The sequence below is a fragment of the Knoellia tibetensis genome (assembly GCF_048606415.1).
GTDB lineage: Bacteria > Actinomycetota > Actinomycetes > Actinomycetales > Dermatophilaceae > Knoellia > Knoellia tibetensis.
Genome location: NZ_JBMBWF010000001.1, coordinates 14,137 through 34,046, shown reverse-complemented (window position 1 = coordinate 34,046; position 19,910 = coordinate 14,137). Strand labels below are relative to the sequence as shown.

Annotated in this window: 18 protein-coding genes; all 18 read left to right on the top strand. The window is 73.3% G+C overall.

Annotated elements, in window-relative coordinates:
• Window positions 1-101: 101 nt before the first annotated feature.
• Complete coding sequence (locus tag ACOJV7_RS00165) at window positions 102-1,439, top strand: glutamine synthetase family protein (RefSeq protein ID WP_420188135.1); 1,338 nt, start codon at window positions 102-104, stop codon at window positions 1,437-1,439.
• A gap of 10 nt (window positions 1,440-1,449) precedes the next feature.
• Window positions 1,450-4,461: a bifunctional [glutamine synthetase] adenylyltransferase/[glutamine synthetase]-adenylyl-L-tyrosine phosphorylase gene (locus tag ACOJV7_RS00160; RefSeq protein WP_420188134.1), complete on the top strand. Its 3,012-nt coding sequence runs from the start codon at window positions 1,450-1,452 to the stop codon at window positions 4,459-4,461.
• 102 nt (window positions 4,462-4,563) lie between these two features.
• Complete coding sequence (hisD, locus tag ACOJV7_RS00155) at window positions 4,564-5,880, top strand: histidinol dehydrogenase (protein WP_420188133.1); 1,317 nt, start codon at window positions 4,564-4,566, stop codon at window positions 5,878-5,880.
• On the top strand, window positions 5,877-7,010 hold the full coding sequence (locus tag ACOJV7_RS00150; RefSeq protein ID WP_420188132.1) for a histidinol-phosphate transaminase: 1,134 nt from the start codon (window positions 5,877-5,879) through the stop codon (window positions 7,008-7,010). The genes hisD and ACOJV7_RS00150 overlap by 4 nt, the downstream gene beginning before the upstream one ends.
• Window positions 7,007-7,612 carry an imidazoleglycerol-phosphate dehydratase HisB gene (gene hisB / locus ACOJV7_RS00145; protein ID WP_420188131.1) on the top strand — a complete coding sequence of 202 codons (606 nt, stop codon included), beginning with the start codon at window positions 7,007-7,009 and terminating at the stop codon, window positions 7,610-7,612. The genes ACOJV7_RS00150 and hisB overlap by 4 nt, the downstream gene beginning before the upstream one ends.
• 4 nt (window positions 7,613-7,616) lie before the next feature.
• Window positions 7,617-8,240: a hypothetical protein gene (locus ACOJV7_RS00140; RefSeq protein WP_420188130.1), complete on the top strand. Its 624-nt coding sequence runs from the start codon at window positions 7,617-7,619 to the stop codon at window positions 8,238-8,240.
• The gene (gene hisH, locus ACOJV7_RS00135; protein WP_420188129.1) at window positions 8,237-8,881 is read left to right on the top strand and encodes an imidazole glycerol phosphate synthase subunit HisH; all 645 of its coding nucleotides are present in this window, start codon (window positions 8,237-8,239) and stop codon (window positions 8,879-8,881) included. Before ACOJV7_RS00140 ends, hisH begins: the two co-directional genes overlap by 4 nt.
• 52 nt (window positions 8,882-8,933) lie before the next feature.
• Window positions 8,934-9,668, top strand: a complete 735-nt coding sequence (priA, locus tag ACOJV7_RS00130) for a bifunctional 1-(5-phosphoribosyl)-5-((5-phosphoribosylamino)methylideneamino)imidazole-4-carboxamide isomerase/phosphoribosylanthranilate isomerase PriA (protein ID WP_420188128.1) — start codon at window positions 8,934-8,936, stop codon at window positions 9,666-9,668.
• Window positions 9,665-10,351 carry an SseB family protein gene (locus ACOJV7_RS00125; protein ID WP_420188127.1) on the top strand — a complete coding sequence of 229 codons (687 nt, stop codon included), beginning with the start codon at window positions 9,665-9,667 and terminating at the stop codon, window positions 10,349-10,351. Before priA ends, ACOJV7_RS00125 begins: the two co-directional genes overlap by 4 nt.
• A 359-nt stretch (window positions 10,352-10,710) precedes the next feature.
• A complete protein-coding gene (infC, locus tag ACOJV7_RS00120; protein WP_420188126.1) occupies window positions 10,711-11,319 on the top strand; it encodes a translation initiation factor IF-3 in 609 nt (202 codons plus the stop codon).
• A 68-nt stretch (window positions 11,320-11,387) separates the two neighbouring features.
• A complete protein-coding gene (gene rpmI, locus ACOJV7_RS00115) occupies window positions 11,388-11,582 on the top strand; it encodes a 50S ribosomal protein L35 (protein WP_009775194.1) in 195 nt (64 codons plus the stop codon).
• Between the two features lie 42 nt (window positions 11,583-11,624).
• A complete protein-coding gene (gene rplT, locus ACOJV7_RS00110; RefSeq protein ID WP_035946030.1) occupies window positions 11,625-12,011 on the top strand; it encodes a 50S ribosomal protein L20 in 387 nt (128 codons plus the stop codon).
• A gap of 49 nt (window positions 12,012-12,060) precedes the next feature.
• Window positions 12,061-12,855 (top strand): TrmH family RNA methyltransferase, encoded by a 795-nt coding sequence (locus ACOJV7_RS00105; protein ID WP_420188125.1) that lies wholly within the window; start codon window positions 12,061-12,063, stop codon window positions 12,853-12,855.
• Window positions 12,856-12,872: 17 nt separating this feature from the next.
• Complete coding sequence (locus ACOJV7_RS00100; protein ID WP_420188124.1) at window positions 12,873-13,961, top strand: PAS domain-containing sensor histidine kinase; 1,089 nt, start codon at window positions 12,873-12,875, stop codon at window positions 13,959-13,961.
• Window positions 13,962-14,081: 120 nt separating this feature from the next.
• On the top strand, window positions 14,082-15,272 hold the full coding sequence (locus ACOJV7_RS00095; RefSeq protein WP_420188123.1) for an MFS transporter: 1,191 nt from the start codon (window positions 14,082-14,084) through the stop codon (window positions 15,270-15,272).
• Window positions 15,273-15,471: 199 nt separating this feature from the next.
• Complete coding sequence (gene pheS / locus ACOJV7_RS00090) at window positions 15,472-16,566, top strand: phenylalanine--tRNA ligase subunit alpha (RefSeq protein WP_420188122.1); 1,095 nt, start codon at window positions 15,472-15,474, stop codon at window positions 16,564-16,566.
• A gap of 66 nt (window positions 16,567-16,632) precedes the next feature.
• Complete coding sequence (gene pheT, locus ACOJV7_RS00085) at window positions 16,633-19,182, top strand: phenylalanine--tRNA ligase subunit beta (protein ID WP_420188121.1); 2,550 nt, start codon at window positions 16,633-16,635, stop codon at window positions 19,180-19,182.
• Window positions 19,179-19,910 carry an SDR family NAD(P)-dependent oxidoreductase gene (locus ACOJV7_RS00080; RefSeq protein WP_420188120.1) on the top strand — a complete coding sequence of 244 codons (732 nt, stop codon included), beginning with the start codon at window positions 19,179-19,181 and terminating at the stop codon, window positions 19,908-19,910. Before pheT ends, ACOJV7_RS00080 begins: the two co-directional genes overlap by 4 nt.

Below are 19,910 nucleotides of genomic sequence, written 5' to 3'. Positions count from 1 at the left end.
GGGTGGGTGCAGCCTCCCTGAGCTGACCCACACTGCGAGACAAGGGCCCCGGAGCGAGATGCTCCGGGGCCCTTGCCGTCCCGCCCCATAGGATGCCGAGCATGGACCGTCAGCAGGAGTTCGTGCTCCGCACCATCGAGGAGCGGGACATCCGCTTCGTCCGCCTCTGGTTCACCGACGTGCTCGGTGCGCTCAAGTCCGTCGCCGTGGCGCCGGCCGAGCTCGAGGGGGCGTTCGCCGAGGGGATCGGCTTCGACGGCTCGGTCATCGAGGGCTTCGCGCGGGTCTACGAGGCCGACATGCTCGCCAAGCCCGACCCCTCGACGTTCCAGGTCCTTCCGTGGCGTGGTGAGAGCCCCGGCACCGCCCGCATGTTCTGCGACATCACCCTGCCCGACGGGTCGCCGAGCATGGCCGACCCGCGCCACGTCCTCCAGCGCACCCTCGCCCGCGCCGCCGACCAGGGATTCACCTTCTACACCCACCCCGAGATCGAGTTCTTCCTCTTCGAGAAGGGCTGGCGCCCGGGGGAGACCCCGACCCCGATCGACCAGGCCGGCTACTTCGACCACGTGCCGCACGGCACCGCACAGGACTTCCGCCGGGCCGCGATCACGATGCTCGAGTCGATGGGCATCAGCGTCGAGTTCAGCCATCACGAGGGCGCCCCCGGCCAGAACGAGATCGACCTGCGCTACGCCGACGCGCTCTCGACGGCCGACAACATCATGACCTTCCGGACGGTCATCAAGGAGGTCGCGCTCGAGCAGGGCATCTACGCCTCCTTCATGCCGAAGCCGCTCGCCGACCACCCCGGCTCCGGCATGCACACCCACATGTCGCTCTTCGACGGCGACAGCAACGCCTTCTACGAGGCGGGCGCGCCCTACCAGCTGAGCAGGACCGGGCGGCAGTTCATCGCCGGCCTGCTCCACCACGGAGCCGAGATCACCGCGGTCACCAACCAGTGGGTCAACAGCTACAAGCGGCTCTGGGGTGGCGGCGAGGCCCCGGCGCACCTCACCTGGGGCCACAACAACCGCTCGGCCATGGTGCGCGTCCCGATGTACAAGCCCAACAAGGGCCAGAGCAGCCGGGTCGAGGTGCGCTCGGTCGACTCCGCGTGCAACCCCTACCTCGCCTTCGCCGTCCTCCTCGCCGCCGGGCTCAAGGGCATCGAGGAGGGCTACGAGCTCGCCCCCGAGACCGAGGACGACGTCTGGGGGCTCACCGACTCCGAGCGCAAGGCGATGGGCATCAAGCCGCTGCCCGCGTCGCTCAGCGAGGCCATCGAGGTCATGGAGGAGAGCGAGCTCGTCGCCGAGACCCTCGGCGAGCACACCTTCGACTTCTTCCTGCGCAACAAGCGTGCCGAGTGGGCCGACTACCGCGGCCAGGTGACCGCGTTCGAGCTCGATCGGTACCTCCCGCGCCTGTGAGGCGCGCACCATGACCGCCCGTATGCCGTCCCTCCCGGGGGACCTCACCCGGCTCGGCTTCTCCGACCCCCGCCGCGCGGACACGCTGCTCCGGGACCGGTCGCTGGCGCCGCTCATCAAGGACAGGGAGCGCGTCGAGTCCGACGGGCTCGCGGTGTCGTTGTCGAGGGTCGCCGACCCCGACCAGGCGCTGCTCGCCCTCGTCCGGCTCCTCGACGCCGTGGCGGCGCCGGCGCACGACGCGTTCCGTGACGACCTCGTCGCGGCGCTGCGCGAGCCGGGTCGTGCCCGCGACCGGCTGCTCGCGGTGCTCGGGTCTTCGACGGCGCTGGGGGACCACCTCGTCGCCCGGCCCGAGCACTGGACGTCCGTCGCCGAGGCCTTCCCGCTCGAGGTCGAGGAGCGGATCGAGCTGCTCACCGGGGCCGTCCGCGAGCCCGCCGCCGGCGTGACGCCCGAGGACGCCCTGCGGCTGGAGTACCGCCGGCAGCTCCTGGGCATCGCCGCGCTCGACGTCGCCCGGCCCGACCCCCAGGCGCGGCTGCCCGAGGTCGCGGCGTCGTTGGCGGACCTCGCAGAGGCGGCGCTCGAGGCCGCGCTCGTCGTCGCCCGGGCCCAGGTCGGTGACGCCGCCGACCGCTGCCGCTTCGCCGTCATCGGCATGGGCAAGACGGGTGGGCGCGAGCTCAACTACATCAGCGACGTCGACGTCATCTTCGTCGCCGAGCCGGCCGAAGGCACCGACGGCGCCGACGAGGACGCCGCGCTCGCGGTCGCCACCGACCTCGCGACCCGGCTCATCCGCATCTGCTCGAGCGCGACGACCGCCGGCTCGCTGTGGCAGGTCGACCCCGCCCTGCGCCCTGAGGGCAAGAACGGCCCGCTCGTGCGGACCCTCGACTCGCACGTGTCCTACTACGAGCGGTGGGCCAAGACGTGGGAGTTCCAGGCCCTGCTCAAGGCCCGCCCCGTGGCGGGCGACCGTGCCCTCGGCCGTGCCTACGTCGAGGCGGTCGCACCGTTCGTCTGGCAGGCGGCCGGTCGCGAGAACTTCGTCGAGGACGTGCAGGCGATGCGCCGCCGGGTCGAGGACAACGTGCCCGCCGGCGAGGCCGATCGCCAGCTCAAGCTCGGACCCGGGGGCCTGCGCGACATCGAGTTCAGCGTCCAGCTGCTCCAGCTCGTCCACGGCCGGGCCGACCGGTCGCTGCGTTCCGGGACCACCCTCACGGCGCTCGCCGCCCTCTCCCAGGGCGGTTACGTCGGGCGCGAGGACGCGCAGACCCTCGCCACGGCATACCGGCTCCTTCGCACGCTCGAGCACCGCATCCAGCTGCACCGGCTGCGGCGCACACACCTCATGCCGACGTCCTCGTCCGACCTGCGCTGTCTCGGCCGCGCGCTCGGGCACCAGCGTGACCCGGAGGAGGCGGTCGTCAGCCAGTGGCGCACCGCCGCGCGGGAGGTGCGCCGGCTGCACCAGCGGATCTTCTACCGCCCGCTGCTCTCGGCGGTCGCCCGGCTCGGGCCCGACGAGGTGCGGCTCACCCCCGAGGCGGCCCGCGAGCGGCTCGCCGCCCTCGGTTTCCGCGACCCCAAGGGCGCCCTGCGCCACCTCGAGGCGCTCACCGACGGCGTGAGTCGGCGGGCCGCGATCCAGCGCCAGCTCCTGCCGGTCATGCTCGGCTGGTTCGCCGACGAGGCCGACCCGGACGCAGGGCTGCTCGCCTTCCGCCGGATCAGCGACGAGCTCGGCACGACGCCGTGGTTCCTGCGGCTGCTCCGCGACGAGGGCAGCGCCGCCGAGCGGCTCGCGCACACCCTCGGTCGCAGCCGCTACGCCGCGGAGCTGCTCGAGCAGGGGCCGGAGTCGGTGCAGTTCCTCGGCGACTCGGGCGGGCTGCGTCCCCGGACCCGCGACGAGGTGCAGGGCCGGATGCGAGCAGCCGCCAAGCGCAAGGACGAGCCGCAGCCGGCGGTGCTCGCCGCGCGTGCCGTGCGGCGCTCCGAGCTCTTCCGGCTCGCGGTCGCCTCGCTGCTCGGGCAGGTGGGGCTCGACGAGCTCGGTCGCGCACTCGCCGACCTCAACGGCGCCCTCGTCGACGTCACCCTCGAGGTGGTCCTCGCGAACGTCGAGGAGCAGAGCGGCAAGCCGCCGCTGAGCCGTCACGTCGTCGTCGGCATGGGCCGGCTCGGGGGCGGGGAGTCGTCCTTCGGCAGCGACGCCGACGTGCTCTTCGTCCACGACCCCGTCGAGGGCGCGGACTCGCGGGCGGCCCAGGAGCAGGCGCTCGAGGTCGTCAAGGAGCTCATCCGCCTCCTCGGCGTCGCCGCTCCCGACCCGCGGCTCGAGGTCGACGCCGGCCTCCGGCCCGAGGGCAAGAACGGTCCGCTCACCCGCTCGCTCGAGTCCTACCGCGCCTACTACGAGCGCTGGTCGCTGGTCTGGGAGGCGCAGGCGCTGCTGCGCGCCGCCCCCGTCGCCGGCGACCCCGACCTGGGCGCCGCGTTCGTCGAGCTCATCGACCCCCTCCGCTGGCCCGAGGGCGGGCTCGACGCCAAGCAGGTCCGCGAGATCCGCACACTCAAGGCCCGGATGGAGTCCGAGCGGCTGCCGCGCGGCGCCGACCGCAAGACCCACTTCAAGCTGGGTCACGGCGGGCTCAGCGACGTCGAGTGGACGATCCAGCTCATCCAGCTCCAGCACGCGCACGACCACGAGGCGCTGCGGACGACCTCGACGATGGGAGCGCTCGAGGCCGCTCGGGCCGCGGGCTTCGTCGATGCCGAGGACGCGGTGGCCCTCGAAGAGGCCTGGCGGCTCGCGTCCCAGATGCGCAACGCGGGGCTGCTCTCGCGCGGCCGCGCGGTCGACTCGGTGCCGTCGGACCACAAGGACGCCGACGGCATGGCCCGGATCATGGGGCTGCCGCCGAAGTCCGGGCAGGAGCTGGCCAACCGCTACCGCCGGGTCGCCCGCCGGGCTCGGCACGCTGCCGAGAAGACGTTCTACGAGGCGTAGCCGGCGCCGCCGGGGCCGAGCCCCGGTGGAGGCCGGGCTGACCGACGGTCGGCGGGCGGACAGCCGCCGGGGCACCTCGGAGCACGAAATAGACTGGGGCGCATGATCCCCGTTCTCGACCTGCGAGGCCGCGCGCCCGGAGTCCGTGAGCTCCGGGCCACGCTTCCTCGTGCCGAGCTCGACGTCGAGGCCGCCGTCGCCACGGTCCGTCCCATCTGCGACGACGTCGCCGCGCGCGGTGCCGAGGCCGTCCTCGACGCCTCCGAGCGGTTCGACGGTGTCCGGCCGACGTCGCTGCGCGTCCCTGCGGACGTCGTCGCGTCGGCCCTCGCTGGGCTCGACCCCGACGTCCGCGCCGCGCTCGAGGAGTCGATCCGCCGCGCCCGCATCGTCCACGCCGACCAGCGCCGCTCCGAGACGACGACGACCGTCGTGCCCGGCGGGACCGTCAGCGAGCGGTGGGTCCCCGTCGACCGCGTCGGCCTCTATGTCCCCGGTGGCCGCGCCGTCTACCCGAGCAGCGTCGTCATGAACGTCGTCCCGGCGCTCCTCGCCGAGGTCGGCTCGCTCGCGGTCGCCAGCCCGCCCCAGAAGGACCACGACGGCTGGCCGCACCCGACGATCCTCGCCGCCTGCGCGCTGCTCGGCGTCGAGGAGGTCTGGGCGATGGGTGGCGCCCAGGCGGTCGCGGCGTTCGCCCACGGCCTCGACGGCGACGAGCCGCTCGACCCGGTCAACCTCGTCACCGGACCGGGCAACATCTGGGTCGCCGCCGCCAAGCGCCTGCTTAAGGGGCTCATCGGCATCGACTCCGAGGCCGGTCCCACCGAGATCGCCATCCTCGCGGACGCCACCGCCGACGCCGAGCACGTCGCCGCCGACCTCATCAGCCAGGCCGAGCACGACCCGCTGGCCGCCGCCGTGCTCGTCACCGACAGCCCCGACCTCGCCGACGCCGTCCAGGCGGCCGTCGTCCGGCGCGCGGGGGAGACCAAGCACGCCGAGCGCGTCGCCGAGTCGCTCACCGGGCGCCAGTCGGCCGTCGTGCTCGTCGACGACGTCGAGGTCGGCCTCGACGTCGTCAACGCCTATGCCGCCGAGCACCTCGAGATCCACACCGCCGACGCTGCGGTCGTCGCCGCGCGGGTCCGCAACGCAGGTGCGGTCTTCGTCGGCACGTGGTCGCCGGTGAGCCTCGGCGACTACTGCGCCGGCTCCAACCACGTCCTGCCCACCGGCGGCTGCGCGACGCACTCGAGCGGCCTGTCGGTGCAGTCCTTCCTGCGCGGCATCCACGTCGTCGAGTACTCCGAGCAGGCGCTGCGCGACGTCGGCGCTCACGTCGTCACCCTCGCGCGGGCCGAGGACCTGCCCGCGCACGGGGACGCCGTCATCGCCCGCCTCCCCGAGCTTCGATGAGCGCCATCGAGGAGCTGCTCCGGGAGGACCTCCGGGGCAGAACGGCATACGGCGCGCCCCAGCTCGACGTGCCGGTGGCGCTCAACACGAACGAGAGCTCGTATGCCGTGCCACCGGAGGTCGTCGACGAGATCGTCGCCGCCGTCGCGGCGGTCGCTCCGGGGCTCAACCGCTACCCGGACCGCGAGTTCACGGACCTGAGGACCGACCTCGCCGCCTACCTCTCGCGTAGCGGCACGCGCCTGCGGTCCGAGCAGGTCTGGGCCGGCAACGGGTCCAACGAGGTTCTCCTGCACCTGCTCCAGGCCTTCGGCGGCCAGGGGCGCGAGGCCCTCGGGTTCACCCCGGCCTACTCGATGCACCCGATCATCACGGCGACGACCGGCTCGACGTGGGTCGACGGGATGCGTGGCGTCGGCGCCGAGGACCGTCGCGGCGGGGGAGCGTTCGACCTCTCCGTCGAGTCGGCCGTCGAGCAGGTCGAGAGGCATGACCCCCACGTCGTCTTCCTCTGCTCGCCCAACAACCCGACCGGCACCGCCCTCACGCTCGACGTCGTCACGGCCGTGCACGACGCGGCCCCGCGCGCGGTCGTGGTCGTCGACGAGGCCTACGCCGAGTTCGCCCGCGCCGGGACCCCGAGCGCCCTCACGCTCCTGGAGGGGCGGCCCCGACTCGTCGTCACCCGGACGATGAGCAAGGCGTTCGCCTTCGCCGGCGGGCGCCTCGGCTACCTCGCGGCCGACCCCGAGCTCGTCGACGCCCTCCGCCTCGTGCGGATGCCCTACCACCTGTCCGCGCCGGCACAGGCCATCGCGCGGGCCGCGCTGCGGCACGCCGACACGATGCTCGGCACCGTCGACGCCATCAAGGAGCAGCGCGACCGGATCGTCGAGTCGCTGCCCGGGCTCGGGCTGGACCCTGTGCCGAGCGACGCGAACTTCGTCCTCTTCGGAGGGCTGCGCGACAGCGCCGCGACGTGGCGGGCCCTGCTCGACCGGGGGGTTCTCGTCCGTGACGTCGGGATCGACCACTATCTTCGTGTGACCGCCGGGACCCCGGAGGAGACGACCGCGTTCCTCGACGCCGTCGCCGCGCTCGGGCCCGACCACCTGGAAGGACAGCCGTGACTAGCAACCGCACCGCGACGCTGACGCGATCCACCTCGGAGTCCAGCGTCGAGCTCACCCTCGACCTCGACGGCACCGGGGTCGGCGAGGTGAGCACCGGGGTCCGCTTCTACGACCACATGCTCCTGTCCTTCGCCAAGCACTCACTCATCGACCTGCGGGTCAAGGCGACCGGTGACGTCGACGTCGACGCGCACCACACGGTCGAGGACGTCGCGATCGTCCTCGGCGACGCGCTCCGCGAGGCCCTCGGGGACAAGAGCGGCATCTCCCGCTTCGGCGACGCCACGGTGCCGCTCGACGAGGCGCTCGTGCACGCCGTCGTCGACGTCGCCGGACGCCCCTACGTCGTCCACACCGGCGAGCCCACGGGCCAGGAGTACGCCGTCATCGGCGGCAACTACATCGGTTCGCTCACCCGTCACGTCCTCGAGTCCTTCGCCTACCACGCCGGCATCGCGCTGCACGTGCGCGTCCTCGGTGGCCGCGACCCCCACCACGTCGTCGAGGCCCAGTTCAAGGCGGTCGCTCGCGCGCTGCGTGCGGCGGTGGAGCGCGACCCGCGCGTCGTCGGCATCCCCAGCGCCAAGGGTGCGCTCTGAGCCGATGGTCGACGACCAGACCCCGCTGACCGGGCACGGGCTCGTCCTCGTGCGCGGCAGCGCCGCCGCGTCCGCGCGCTGGGTGCGGCGCGGGCTCGCGGCCGTGCGGGTCTGCCCCCTCCAGGGCTGGACCGGCGTGTGCCTCGCCGAGGCCCGCGCGCGCGCCGTCGCGCCCTACGACGTCGGTCTCGAGATCCTCGCGGCCCGGCACGTGCCCACGCGGCACCGCCCGGCGATCGGGCTCTTCGTCATCGACGGCTGCGCGGTCGTCACCGTGCAGACTCGCGGGTGGCGGCTCGAGCAGCGCTGGCTCGTGTGGGAGCCCGGCGTCGGCGTGCGCCGAACCCCCGACCTGCCCGCGCTCCCGGCGGCCCTCGTGGTCGACGTCGCGGGCGCCCGCTCGCGCACGACCCCGGCAGAGGTGACCGAGCACTTCGCCGACCCGGGGGGCGAGCCGCTCGACGTCCTCGTCGGCCTCATGCGTCTCCTCGGGCTGCCCGGCGAGGACCTGCTGCGCGAGGGTGCCGACGAGAGCCACGTGCGCGTCGACCCCAGCCCCAGATCCATCGCCGCCTTCGACGCGCTCGTCGCCGAGGAGTCGGCCCACCGAGCGGAGCAGGACCTATGAGTGGGCGCAGGGTCGTCGTCCTCGACCACGGCAGCGGCAACGTCCACAGCGCGGTCCGGGCCCTCGAGCGTGTCGGCGCCACGGTCGAGCTCACCGCAGACCGCCAGCGCGCGCTCGACGCCCACGGGCTGCTGCTGCCCGGCGTCGGCAACTTCCACGCGTGCGTGCGCGGGATGCGTGCCGCCGACGCTCCCCGCATCATCGACGTCCGTCTCTCCGGCGGGCGGCCCGTGCTCGGCGTCTGCGTCGGCATGCAGGCGCTCTTCGACTCCTCGACCGAGCCCAGCGCCGTCGCCCAGCAGGGCCTGTCGGAGTGGCCCGGGATGGTCGAGCGGCTGCAGGCGCCCGTCGTCCCGCACATGGGCTGGACCGAGGTCGACGTCCCGAGCGGGTCGACGCTCTTCGCCGGCGTCGAGTCGGAGCGCTTCTACTTCGTTCACTCGTATGCCGTCCGGTCCTGGACGCTGCCCGAGCCCACCGGGCACTTCGCGGCCGTCGCGCCGAGGGTGACGACCGCGACCCACGGCGACCGGTTCGTCGCCGCCGTCGAGAACGGCCCGCTCTCGGCCACCCAGTTCCACCCCGAGAAGTCGGGCGAGGCCGGGCTGCAGCTCCTCGAGAACTGGGTCCGCTCGCTCTGACCCGGCCCCCCCGAACCACCCCGAGCCCCACCCCCGAGAACGTGAAGGTGCCATGACCTCCCCCCGCCTCCAGCTCCTGCCCGCCGTCGACGTCGCCGGAGGCCGTGCCGTCCAGCTCGTCCAGGGGGTCGCCGGCAGCGGCGGTGAGTTCGGCGAGCCGCTCGAGGCCGCCCTGCGGTGGCAGGAGCAGGGCGCCGAGTGGCTCCACCTCGTCGACCTCGACGCCGCGTTCGGGCGCGGCGACAACGCCGAGCTGCTCGCCTCCATCGTCGGCACCCTCGACATCCAGGTCGAGATGAGCGGCGGCATCCGCGACGCCGAGACGCTCGAGCGTGCGCTCGCGACCGGCTGCCGCCGCGTCAACCTCGGCACGGCCGCGCTCGAGGACCCCGAGTGGACCGCGTCGGCCATCGCCGAGCACGGTGACCGCATCGCCGTCGGGCTCGACGTCCGCGGCACGACCCTCGCCGCCCGCGGCTGGACCCAGGACGGCGGAGACCTGTGGGAGACGCTCGAGCGGCTCGACCGCGAGGGCTGCGCCCGCTACGTCGTCACCGACGTCAAGAAGGACGGCATGCTCGCCGGACCCAACGTCGAGCTCCTCCGCGACGTCTGCGGGCGCACCGACCGCCCGGTCATCGCCTCCGGAGGAGTCTCCACCCTCGACGACATCGCCGTCCTGCGCACGATGGTCCCCGAGGGCGTCGAGGGGGCCATCACCGGTTCGGCGCTCTACCGCGGCGCGTTCACGCTGCCCGAAGCCCTCGACGTCGCGGGCCGCCCGTGACCCGCGACCTCGTCTTCACCGGGTTCGAGGGCGACGACGGCTCGGCTCCTCCGGCGCTGACCGCGGCCCTTGAGAACGAGGACCCCGCCGCCCTCATGGCGGCGCTGCGCGAGTCCCGGCTGCTCGTGCCGATCGTCGCCGAGCCCGTCGAGACGGCCACCGAGGGCGGTCTCACCGTCGACAAGCAGACCGGCATGGCCGCGGTCACCCTCGTCGCTCCCGACGGGGAACGCGCCCTGCCGGTCTTCAGCAGCCTCGACGCCCTCGCCGCCTGGGACCCCGCCGCCCGCCCCGTGCCCGTCACGGCGGCCCGCGCCGGCCAGGCCGCGGTGAGTGAGCGCTGCGACGTCGTCGTCGTCGACGTGGCCGGCCCGCAGACCCGGGTCCTGCGCCCCTCGATGGTGTGGGCCCTGGCGCAGGAGCGGTCGTGGCTGCCGCCGCACCTCGACGAGTTCGTCGCCATCGGCGTCGCGCGCGCCGTCGCCGAGGAGCCCGACGTCGTCTCGCACCACGTCGAGGAGGGTGCCCCAGCAGGCCAGGGCGTCCTCGGCGTCGTCCTCGAGCTGCGCGAAGGCCTCGCCGGCGACGAGGTCCAGGCCGTCGCGACCCGGGTGGGGGAGCGGCTCGCCACCGACGGCGAGCTCCGGGCGCGCATCGACGGCCTCGCCTTCCGCATCCGCTGACCGTCCCTCCCGACCGGATCGGAAGGTGCGGCCTCCACGGCAGGCAGGCGGCCGGCATACGACGATTTCGCCCGTCGGCGGCCTGCTGCTAACCTTGTGCGCTGACCGGCTGTGTCCTTCGGGACGCGGTGCGCAAGTGAAGCTCGCTTCCACCCGCGACGACCTCAGGGTCGCCGGGTTCTTCTCCACCACGGTCACGGCATTCGTGTATGCCGTGGCACCGGTGGACGGATGAGGGCTTCTCGTGCGCGGCACGAGGAGCCCCTTCTCATGTCCGGCGCGCACCACTCGACGTCCTCGATCTCAAGGAGCATGACATCAGCGAGCCTCGTATCAACGACCGCATCCGGGTTCCGGAGGTGCGGTTGGTCGGACCCAACGGCGAGCAGGTCGGCATCGTTCGCGTCGAGGATGCCCTGCGCCTCGCCGCCGAGGCAGACCTCGACCTGGTCGAGGTGGCTCCGATGGCCAAGCCTCCCGTCGCCAAGCTCATGGACTTCGGCAAGTACAAGTACGAAGCCGCCATGAAGGCCCGGGAAGCACGCAAGAACCAGGTCAACACGGTCATCAAGGAGATCAAGCTCCGCCCGAAGATCGACCCGCACGACTACGCCACCAAGAAGGGGCACGTCGTCCGGTTCCTGGGCGGCGGTGACAAGGTCAAGGTGACGATCATGTTCCGTGGCCGCGAGCAGTCGCGCCCGGAGCTCGGCTACCGCCTCCTGCAGAAGCTGGCCGAGGACGTCATCGAGCTGGGCACGGTCGAGTCCGCGCCCAAGCAGGACGGCCGCAACATGATCATGGTCCTGGCGCCGACGAAGAAGAAGTCCGAGGCCCGCGCCGAGCAGCGCCGCAAGAAGGACAGCGAAGCCGCTCCCGCCGAGGCACCGGCCGAGGCCGCCCCCGAGGCGCCCGCCGAGGCCTCCACCGAGGCAGCCCCGGCCGAGGACACGGTCGCCGCCGAGTAGGGCGCGACCCCCACGTTTTCCGCACAGCAGCACCACAGCAGCACCGACAGCGAAGGAGATCGGCAGCCATGCCGAAGAACAAGACCCACAGCGGCACCAAGAAGCGCTTCCGCGTCACCGGTTCCGGGAAGGTCATGCGCGAGCAGGCCGGTCACGTCCACAAGTTCCACGAGAAGACCCCGCAGAAGGCCCGCGCCCTCTCCAAGGACGTCCTCGTTTCCAAGGCCGACGTCAAGAAGGTCAAGAAGCTTCTCGGCATCTGAGCCGAAACCCCGAACGTCCAAGACTGAACAAGGAGTACTCACGTGGCACGCGTGAAGCGGGCGGTCAACGCCCAGAAGAAGCGCCGGGTCGTCCTCGAGCGCGCGAGCGGCTACCGCGGACAGCGGTCCCGTCTCTACCGCAAGGCCAAGGAGCAGGTCACCCACTCCCTCGGCTACGCCTACCGCGACCGTCGCGCCCGCAAGGGTGACTTCCGTCGTCTGTGGATCCAGCGCATCAACGCTGCGGCTCGCGCCAACGGCATGACCTACAACCGCCTCATCCAGGGCCTCAAGGCCGCCGAGATCGAGGTCGACCGCCGCATGCTCGCCGAGCTCGCTGTCAACGACGAGGCCGCCTTCGCCGCCCTCGTCGAGGTCGCCAAGGCCAACGTCCCCGCGCAGCCGGTCGCCGAGAAGGCCTCCGCCTGAGCCACCCCAGGGACGCACAGCTGCGTCCTGTCGAAGCGCCGGGAGAGCCGTGCTGACGAACGTCCGATCCGATCGGGTCAGGTCAGTGCGATCGCTCTCCCGGCGCTCGGTGCGTGAGCGGACCGGTCGCTTCGTCGTCGATGGTCCCCAGGGCGTGCGCGAGGCGATCCGGTATGCCGGCAGCTCCATCGACGACCTCTACGTCACCACCGCGGCCCTCGAGCGGCACGCCGACCTCGTCGACGCGGCCCGCGCTGCCTCGATCCGGGTCCACGAGACCGACGACGCCGTCCTCGAGGCGATGTCGGACACCGAGTCCCCGCAGGGGCTGCTCGCCGTCGTCGCCTCGCGACCGGTCACCCTCGACGACGTCCTCGCGTCCGGTCCGCGGCTGCTCGTCCTGCTGAGCAACGTGCGCGACCCCGGCAACGCGGGCACCGTCATCCGGGGCGCCGACGCGTTCGGCGCCGACGCGGTCCTCGTCACCGACGGCTCGGTCGACGTCCTCGCGCCCAAGGTCGTCCGCTCGACGGTGGGCTCGATCTTCCACCTGCCCGTCGTCGCCGGCCTCGACGTCGTGGCGACGCTCGACGCGCTGGCCACGGCCGGCATACGCACGTTCGCGGCCGACGGGGTCGGCCAGACCTTGCTGCCCGACGTCGACACGAGCACCCCGCACGCGTGGGTCATGGGCAACGAGGCGTGGGGGCTGCCCGCCGAGATCCGCGACCGCTGCACCGACGTCGTCCGCGTCCCGATCTCGGAGCGGGTCGAGTCGCTCAACCTCGCGATGGCCGCCACAGTGTGCCTCGCTGCGTCATCTGGGGCGACTCGCCGGCCCTGACGTGGTGGGATGTGGTCATGGACCCGAAGACGCCACCCGTCGCTGACGTCCTCACCGTGCCGGACCCGGTCGCCGCGGCCGCCGCCGCGATGCTCCCCGACGGGCTCGTCGCAGCCGGCGCCGACGGGGTCATCACGTCGGTCAACCCGCGCGCGGCGCAGATGCTGCGGCTCCCGGCGGACACCTTCGTCGGACAGGACATCCGTGAGGCGCTGCCGCTCGAGACCCGCAACGGCGAGTCCTGGTGGGCGATGACCGACCCGTGGAACGGCCTGCGTACCCGCACCGGCCACCGCGAGAAGCTGCTCCAGCTGCCGAGCGGGCTCGAGCTGCTCGTCACGGCTCGCTACCTCCGCAGCGGGCGGGCCGGGCCGCTCACCGCCGTCCTCGTCTCGCTCCGCGACGCCGAGGGCCGGCGACGGGCCGAGCTCGACCACGCGGCCCTCATCTCGACGATCGCCCACGAGCTGCGCTCGCCGCTCACCGGCGTCAAGGGCTTCACCTCGACGCTGCGCCGCCGCTGGTCGCAGTTCACCGAGGAGCAGCGGCTGACGATGCTCGAGGCCATCGACGCCGACGCCGACCGCCTCACCCGGCTCATCACCGACCTGCTCGACGTCTCGCGGATCGACGCCGGCCGGCTGCGCATCCACGAGGTGCCGCTCGTGACGCGCGACATCCTCACCCGCCACGTCGAGCGGCACGTCAACGCCGGGCAGGACGCGCAGGACTTCACGGTCACCGTCGCCGAGGGGGCCGAGGAGATCTATGCCGACCCCGACCGGCTCGACCAGGTGCTCGCCAACCTCCTCGAGAACGCCGTGCGCCACCGCGCAGCCAGCGTCACCCTCGAGGCGGCGCCGTGGGAGGGGCCGACCGGTCCCGGTGTCATGCTCAGCGTGAGCGACGACGGCACCGGCATCCCGTCGGAGCAGCGCCGAGCGGTCTTCAGCCGCTTCTGGCACGGGCCGAGCGGCGGTGGCACGGGGCTCGGCCTCTACATCGTGCGCGGTGTCGTCGAGGCCCACGGCGGGTGGGCTGAGATCGACGACGCACCCGGTGGCGGGGCGGTCGTGCGGGCGTTCTTCCCGGGGGAGATGGTCTAGCCGCTCGGTCCGGTCGCTCCGTTCCGGTGGGCCCCGGGAGGACGCGTCGCCGGGGGAGCCAGGGGACGACCTACCCTTGCCTTCGGGCGGTGCCAGGGGTGTGCGGCCGGGAGGAGAGTCGTGTCGGTCGTGTCGGTGGCGCCCTACCGCGCCGCTCTCGCCAGCCCTGGTCTGCGGTCGGCCCTCGTGCTCGGGGCGTTCGTGCGGATCCCGGTCTTCTCGGCGGGCGTGCTGCTCACCGTGCACGTCGTCACGACGCTCGAGGAGTCGTATGCCGCGGCGGGCCTCCTCGCGGCCGTTGCCACCGTGGCCATCGCCGTGAGCGGACCGTGGCGCGGCCGGCTCCTCGACCGCATCGGGCTGCGGAGGGTCGTCCTGCCGTCCACGCTCGTCGCCCTCGTCTGCTGGTCGGTCGCGCCGTGGGTGGGCTACCTGCCGCTGCTCGTCCTCGCCGGGGTCGCCGGTCTCTTCGTCATCCCGACGTTCTCTATCATCCGGCAGGCGGTCATCGCGGCCGTCCCGCCGACGGAGCGCCGCACGGCGATCTCGCTCGACTCGGTCGCCGTCGAGATCTCGTTCATCGTCGGTCCCGCGGTGTCGATCTGGGCGGCGGCGCACTGGGACACCCGGTGGGTGCTCTTCGTCATCCAGATGCTCGGTGTCGTGGGCGGCGCGATCCTCTGGCTCGTCGACCCCGTGCTGCGGGGGGAGGCCGACGAGGCCGACGAGGCCGGGCGGCCGCGACGGTCGGACTGGTTCGGTCTGCCCTTCCTGGCCGTCTGCCTCGCGGCGTCGTGCGCGACGTTCGTCCTGTCCGGGACCGACCTCGGGATCGTGGCGCGGATGCGCGAGCTCGACCAGCCGACGGCGATCGGCCTCGTCCTTGCCCTCTGGGGTCTCGGCTCGCTCGTCGGCGCCCTCGTCTACGGCGGGCTCAGCCGGTCGATCTCGACCTTCTGGCTGCTCGCGGCGCTGGCCCTCGTCACCTTCCCGATGGCGCTCGCCGGTGGGTCGCTCGCCCTCGGCGGGCTCGGGTTCGTCGCCGGCCTGTTCTGTGCGCCCACGATCACGGCGAGCGTCGACCAGGCGAGCCGCATGGTGCCGGCCTCCGCGCGGGGCGAGGCGATGGGGTGGCACGGGTCCGCGCTCACCCTCGGCGGTGCGCTCGGGGCCCCGTTCGCCGGGGTGGCCATCGACCGGGCGGGGGGAGCCGGTGGCTTCGTCGCGCCGGCGGCCGTCGGCCTCGTCGTCGCCGTCCTCGGGGCCGTGGCCGCCCAAACCCGACGGCGACGCTCGGCGCCCGCGCGATAGGCTGGCCCCATGTCGCCCGCCGCAGGCTCCCGCACCCCCCGTGCCGTGCGCCGATTTACCGTGCCCTCGGGTGCGGTGACGCCTGCCTGAGCCCCGGCCGACCGGGCGCACGGCGTCCACCACTGCCCGAGGGCCGCGACCCCAGCCGTCCCAGCCCCTCCGGCGCGACCTCGTCGCGCCCGTGACGAGAGTGGAACCCATGTCAGGACCCAACACGAACTACGACCCGGTGGAGGTCGCAGTGCTCGACCCCGAGGCCGTCGACTCCGCCGTGGCGAGTGCGCTCGAGGCCGTCGCCGGCGCGACGTCGCTCGACGAGCTCAAGGCGCTGCGCGCCGCCCACCAGGGAGACAAGTCGGCGCTCGCCCTCGCCAACCGCGAGATCGGTGCGCTGCCCCCGAGCGCGAAGGCCGAGGCCGGCAAGCGCGTCGGCCAGGCACGCGGCCGGGTCAACCAGGCCTTCGCCGCGCGCCAGCTCGAGCTCGAGGCCGAGCGCGACGAGCGGATCCTCACCGAGGAGGCCGTCGACGTCACACTGCCCACCGGCCGACGCCCGCTGGGCCGGCGCCACCCGATCGAGCTCATGTCGCAGCGCATCGCCGACCTCTTCGTCGGCATGGGCTGGGAGATCGCCGAGGGACCGGAGATCGAGGCCGAGTGGTTCAACTTCGACGCGCTCAACTTCGACGCCGACCACCCCGCGCGCCAGATGCAGGACACGTTCTACGTCGACCCGCCCGAGGACGGCCTCGTCCTGCGCACGCACACGTCCCCGGTGCAGGCGCGCACCCTGCTCGACCGCGGCGTGCCCGTCTACGTCGCCGCGATCGGCCGCGTCTTCCGGACCGACGAGCTCGACGCGACCCACATGCCGGCCTTCCACCAGGTCGAGGGCCTCGCCGTCGACGAGGGCATCACGATGGCCCACCTCAAGGGCACCCTCGACCGGCTCGCGAGCGAGCTCTTCGGTGACGGCATCACGACGCGGCTGCGCCCGTCCTACTTCCCGTTCACCGAGCCCAGCGCCGAGATGGACCTGCGCTGCTTCGTCTGCCGTGGCGAGGACCCCGACTGCCGCACCTGCAAGGGCACCGGCTGGATCGAGTGGGGTGGCTGCGGGATGGTCAACCGCAACGTCCTCACGGCGTGCGGCGTCGACCCCGACCGCTACACCGGCTTCGCCTTCGGCATGGGCATCGACCGCGCGCTCATGTTCCGCACGGGCGTGAGCGACATGCGGGACATGATCGAGGGCGACGTCCGCTTCGACGCGCAGTTCGGATGGGAGATCTGATGCTGGGTCAGGGGATCCGGGCACCCCGCGCTGGTGCACCGTTCTGCGTCGGAAGGGAGATCTGACATGCGCGTACCCGTCGAGTGGATGCGTGAGTACGTCGCGGTCCCGCAGGACGCCTCGGGCGTCGACATCGCCGCGGACCTCGTGAGCGTCGGCCTCGAGGAGGAGGGCCTGCACACCGGTGGTGTCACCGGCCCCCTCGTCGTCGGCCGGGTGGTCTCCAAGGACCCCGAGCCGCAGAAGAACGGCAAGACGATCAACTGGTGCTCGGTCGACGTCGGCGACGCCAACGGCACCGGCGAGCCTCAGGGCATCGTCTGTGGCGCCCACAACTTCGAGCCCGGCGACCTCGTCGTCGTCATCCTCCCGGGCGGCGTCCTCACGACCCCGCACGGGCCCCTCGAGGTGAGCGCCCGCAAGACCTACGGCCACGTGTCGGCCGGCATGATCTGCTCCGAGCGCGAGCTCGGCATCGGCGACGACCACGACGGCATCCTCGTCCTCGACCGCCGGTTCGCCGGCGACCCGGACCTGCTCGCCCGCCTCACCCCCGGCACCGACGCGATCCCGCTCCTCGGCCTCGACCGCGAGACCGTCGAGGTCAACGTCACGCCCGACCGGGGCTACTGCTTCTCGGTTCGTGGGGTGGCTCGCGAGTACGGCCACGCCACCGGTGCGTCCTTCACCGACCCGGTGACCGACCTCGACGCCAGGGCGCCGGAGCCGACCGACGGTGGCTTCGCCGTCGAGCTGCGCGACGACGCCCCGATCCGTGGCCGCGATGGGTGCGACCGCTACGTCGCGCGTGTCGTGCGCGGCATCGACGTCGCCGCCCCGACGCCGCCGTGGATGGCGACCCGCCTCACCGAGGCCGGCATGCGCCCGATCTCGCTGCCGGTCGACGTCACCAACTACGTCATGCTCGGTCTGGGCCAGCCGCTCCACGCGTTCGACCTCGCCACCCTGGAGGCACCGATCGTCGTGCGCCGGGCCCGCTCCGGCGAGCGGCTCACGACCCTCGATGACGCCGACCGCGCCCTCGACACCGGGGACCTGCTCATCACCGACCGTGGTGGCGAGCGGCCGGTGGCGATCGCCGGCGTCATGGGCGGTGCCGCCACCGAGGTCGGCGCACAGACGCGTGACGTCCTCATCGAGGCCGCCCACTTCGATCCGGTGAGCATTGCCCGCGCCGCCCGGCGCCACAAGCTGCCGTCGGAGGCCTCGCGCCGCTTCGAGCGCGGCGTCGACACCGCGCTGGCAGCGGCAGCCGCCCAGCTCGCCGTCGACCTCCTCGTCGAGCACGGCGGCGGTGTGGCCGACGACGATGTCACCGACGTGGGGACGCCCGACGCCCCTGCCGCCGTCTCGATGCCCGTCGGCTTCCCGTCGGTCATCGCCGGGGTGGACTACCCGGAGGCCGACGTCGTGCGGATCCTCGAAGAGGTCGGCTGCACCGTGACCCGCGAGGCGGACGTGCTCTCCGTCGTCCCGCCGACCTGGCGACCCGACCTCACCACGGCCCCCGACCTCGTCGAGGAGGTCGCCCGCATCCACGGCTACGACGAGATCCCGTCGGTCCTGCCCACCCCGCCGGGTGGCTCGGGCCTCACGCACGGCCAGCGCGTCCGGCGGACCGTCGCCGACGTCCTCGCCGGCCAGGGCCTGTCGGAGGTGTGGAGTGCGCCCTTCGTGGGTGCCGACCGCTATGCCGCACTCGGGCTCGACGTCGACGCCGAGGTCGCGCGCTCCGTGCGGCTGGCCAACCCGCTCTCCGACGAGCAGCCGCTCATGCGCACCCGACTGCTCGCGACGATGGTCGACGCGCTGCGGCGCAACGTCGCCCGTGGCACCCGCGACGTCGCGCTCTTCGAGATCGGCCTCGTCGTCGACCACGACGGCGAGCGCCGCCCGGCGCCGACCGAGGACGTGGGCGTCCGCCCGTCCGACGAGGTGCTCGACGCGATCCGCGCCGCCGTCCCGAGCCAGCCGCGCCACATCGGGCTGCTCCTCGCCGGTGACCGCGACCGCGCCGGCTGGTGGGGCGCGGGACGCACGGCCGACGTCACCGACGTCATCGACCTCGCCCGCGTGCTCGGCGAGGCGCTCGGCGTCGAGGTGCGGACGGCTCGCGACACCGCGGCGCCGTTCCACCCCGGCCGCTGCGCCCGCGTCGAGCTCGCCGACGGCACCGTCGTCGGGCACGTCGGCGAGCTGCACCCCAAGGTCGTCGCCGCGCTCGGGCTCCCGGCCCGCACCGTGGCCGGCGAGCTCGACCTCGACGTGCTCACCCAGGCTGCGGAGGAGACCGTCCAGGCGCGCACGCTGACGACGTTCCCCATGGCGCAGAGCGACGTGGCGCTCGTCGTCGACGAGGCGGTCGAGGCCGTGTCGGTCGAGGCGGCGCTGCGCGACGGCGCCGGCCCCACGCTCGAGTCGCTCGCCCTCTTCGACGTCTACCACGGCGACCAGCTCGAGCCGGGGCGCAAGTCCCTCGCCTACCGCCTCACCTTCCGGGCGGCGGACCGCACGCTCACGACCGACGAGGTCTCGGGCCTGCGCGACTCGGCGGTCGCCGCGGCGGCCACCCGCACCGGCGCGGTCCAGCGGTGAGCGCGCCCGTGGCGGTCGTCACCGGAGCCTCCCGGGGCATCGGCGCCCACCTCGCGTCGGCCCTCGAGAACGAGGGGTATGCCGTGGAGCGCGGCTCGCGCTCCACGGCCGAGGTCACCGACCGCGCCGCGGTCGAGGCCTGGGTCGCGGACGTCGTGGCCCGCCACGGTCACGTCGACCTGCTCGTCAACAACGCTGGGGTAATCGACGCCGAGGTGCCGCTGGGCGAGAGCGACCCGGACGAGTGGTGGAGCACCGTCGAGACCAACGTACGCGGCCCCTACCTCGTGACGAGGACGGTCCTGCCGCACCTCACGCCGGAAACGGGCCGCATCGTCAACCTCACGTCAGGCGCGGCCTACCGCAACGCCGACAGCGCGACGGCATACAACCTCAGCAAGGCGGCGCTGTCGCGGATCACCGCGCAGCTCGGGCTCGGGCCGCAACGCACCGCGCTCGTCTTCGACCTCGCACCCGGGGTCGTGCGCACCGACATGACGCTCTCGATGCAGATGCACCGCGGGCGCACCGAGTGGACCTCTCCCGACGAGGTGAGCGCGCTCGTGCTCGTGATGGCACGCGGTGACCTCGACGCGTGGAGCGGCCGCTTGGTGCGCGCGGGCGTCGACACGGTCGAGTCGCTCGTCGCCCGGGCCGAGGCCGGTCTGGGCGAGCGCGACCGCACCCTCGGGCTCATCGCCTGGGGGCAGGACGACCCGCTGGGCTGA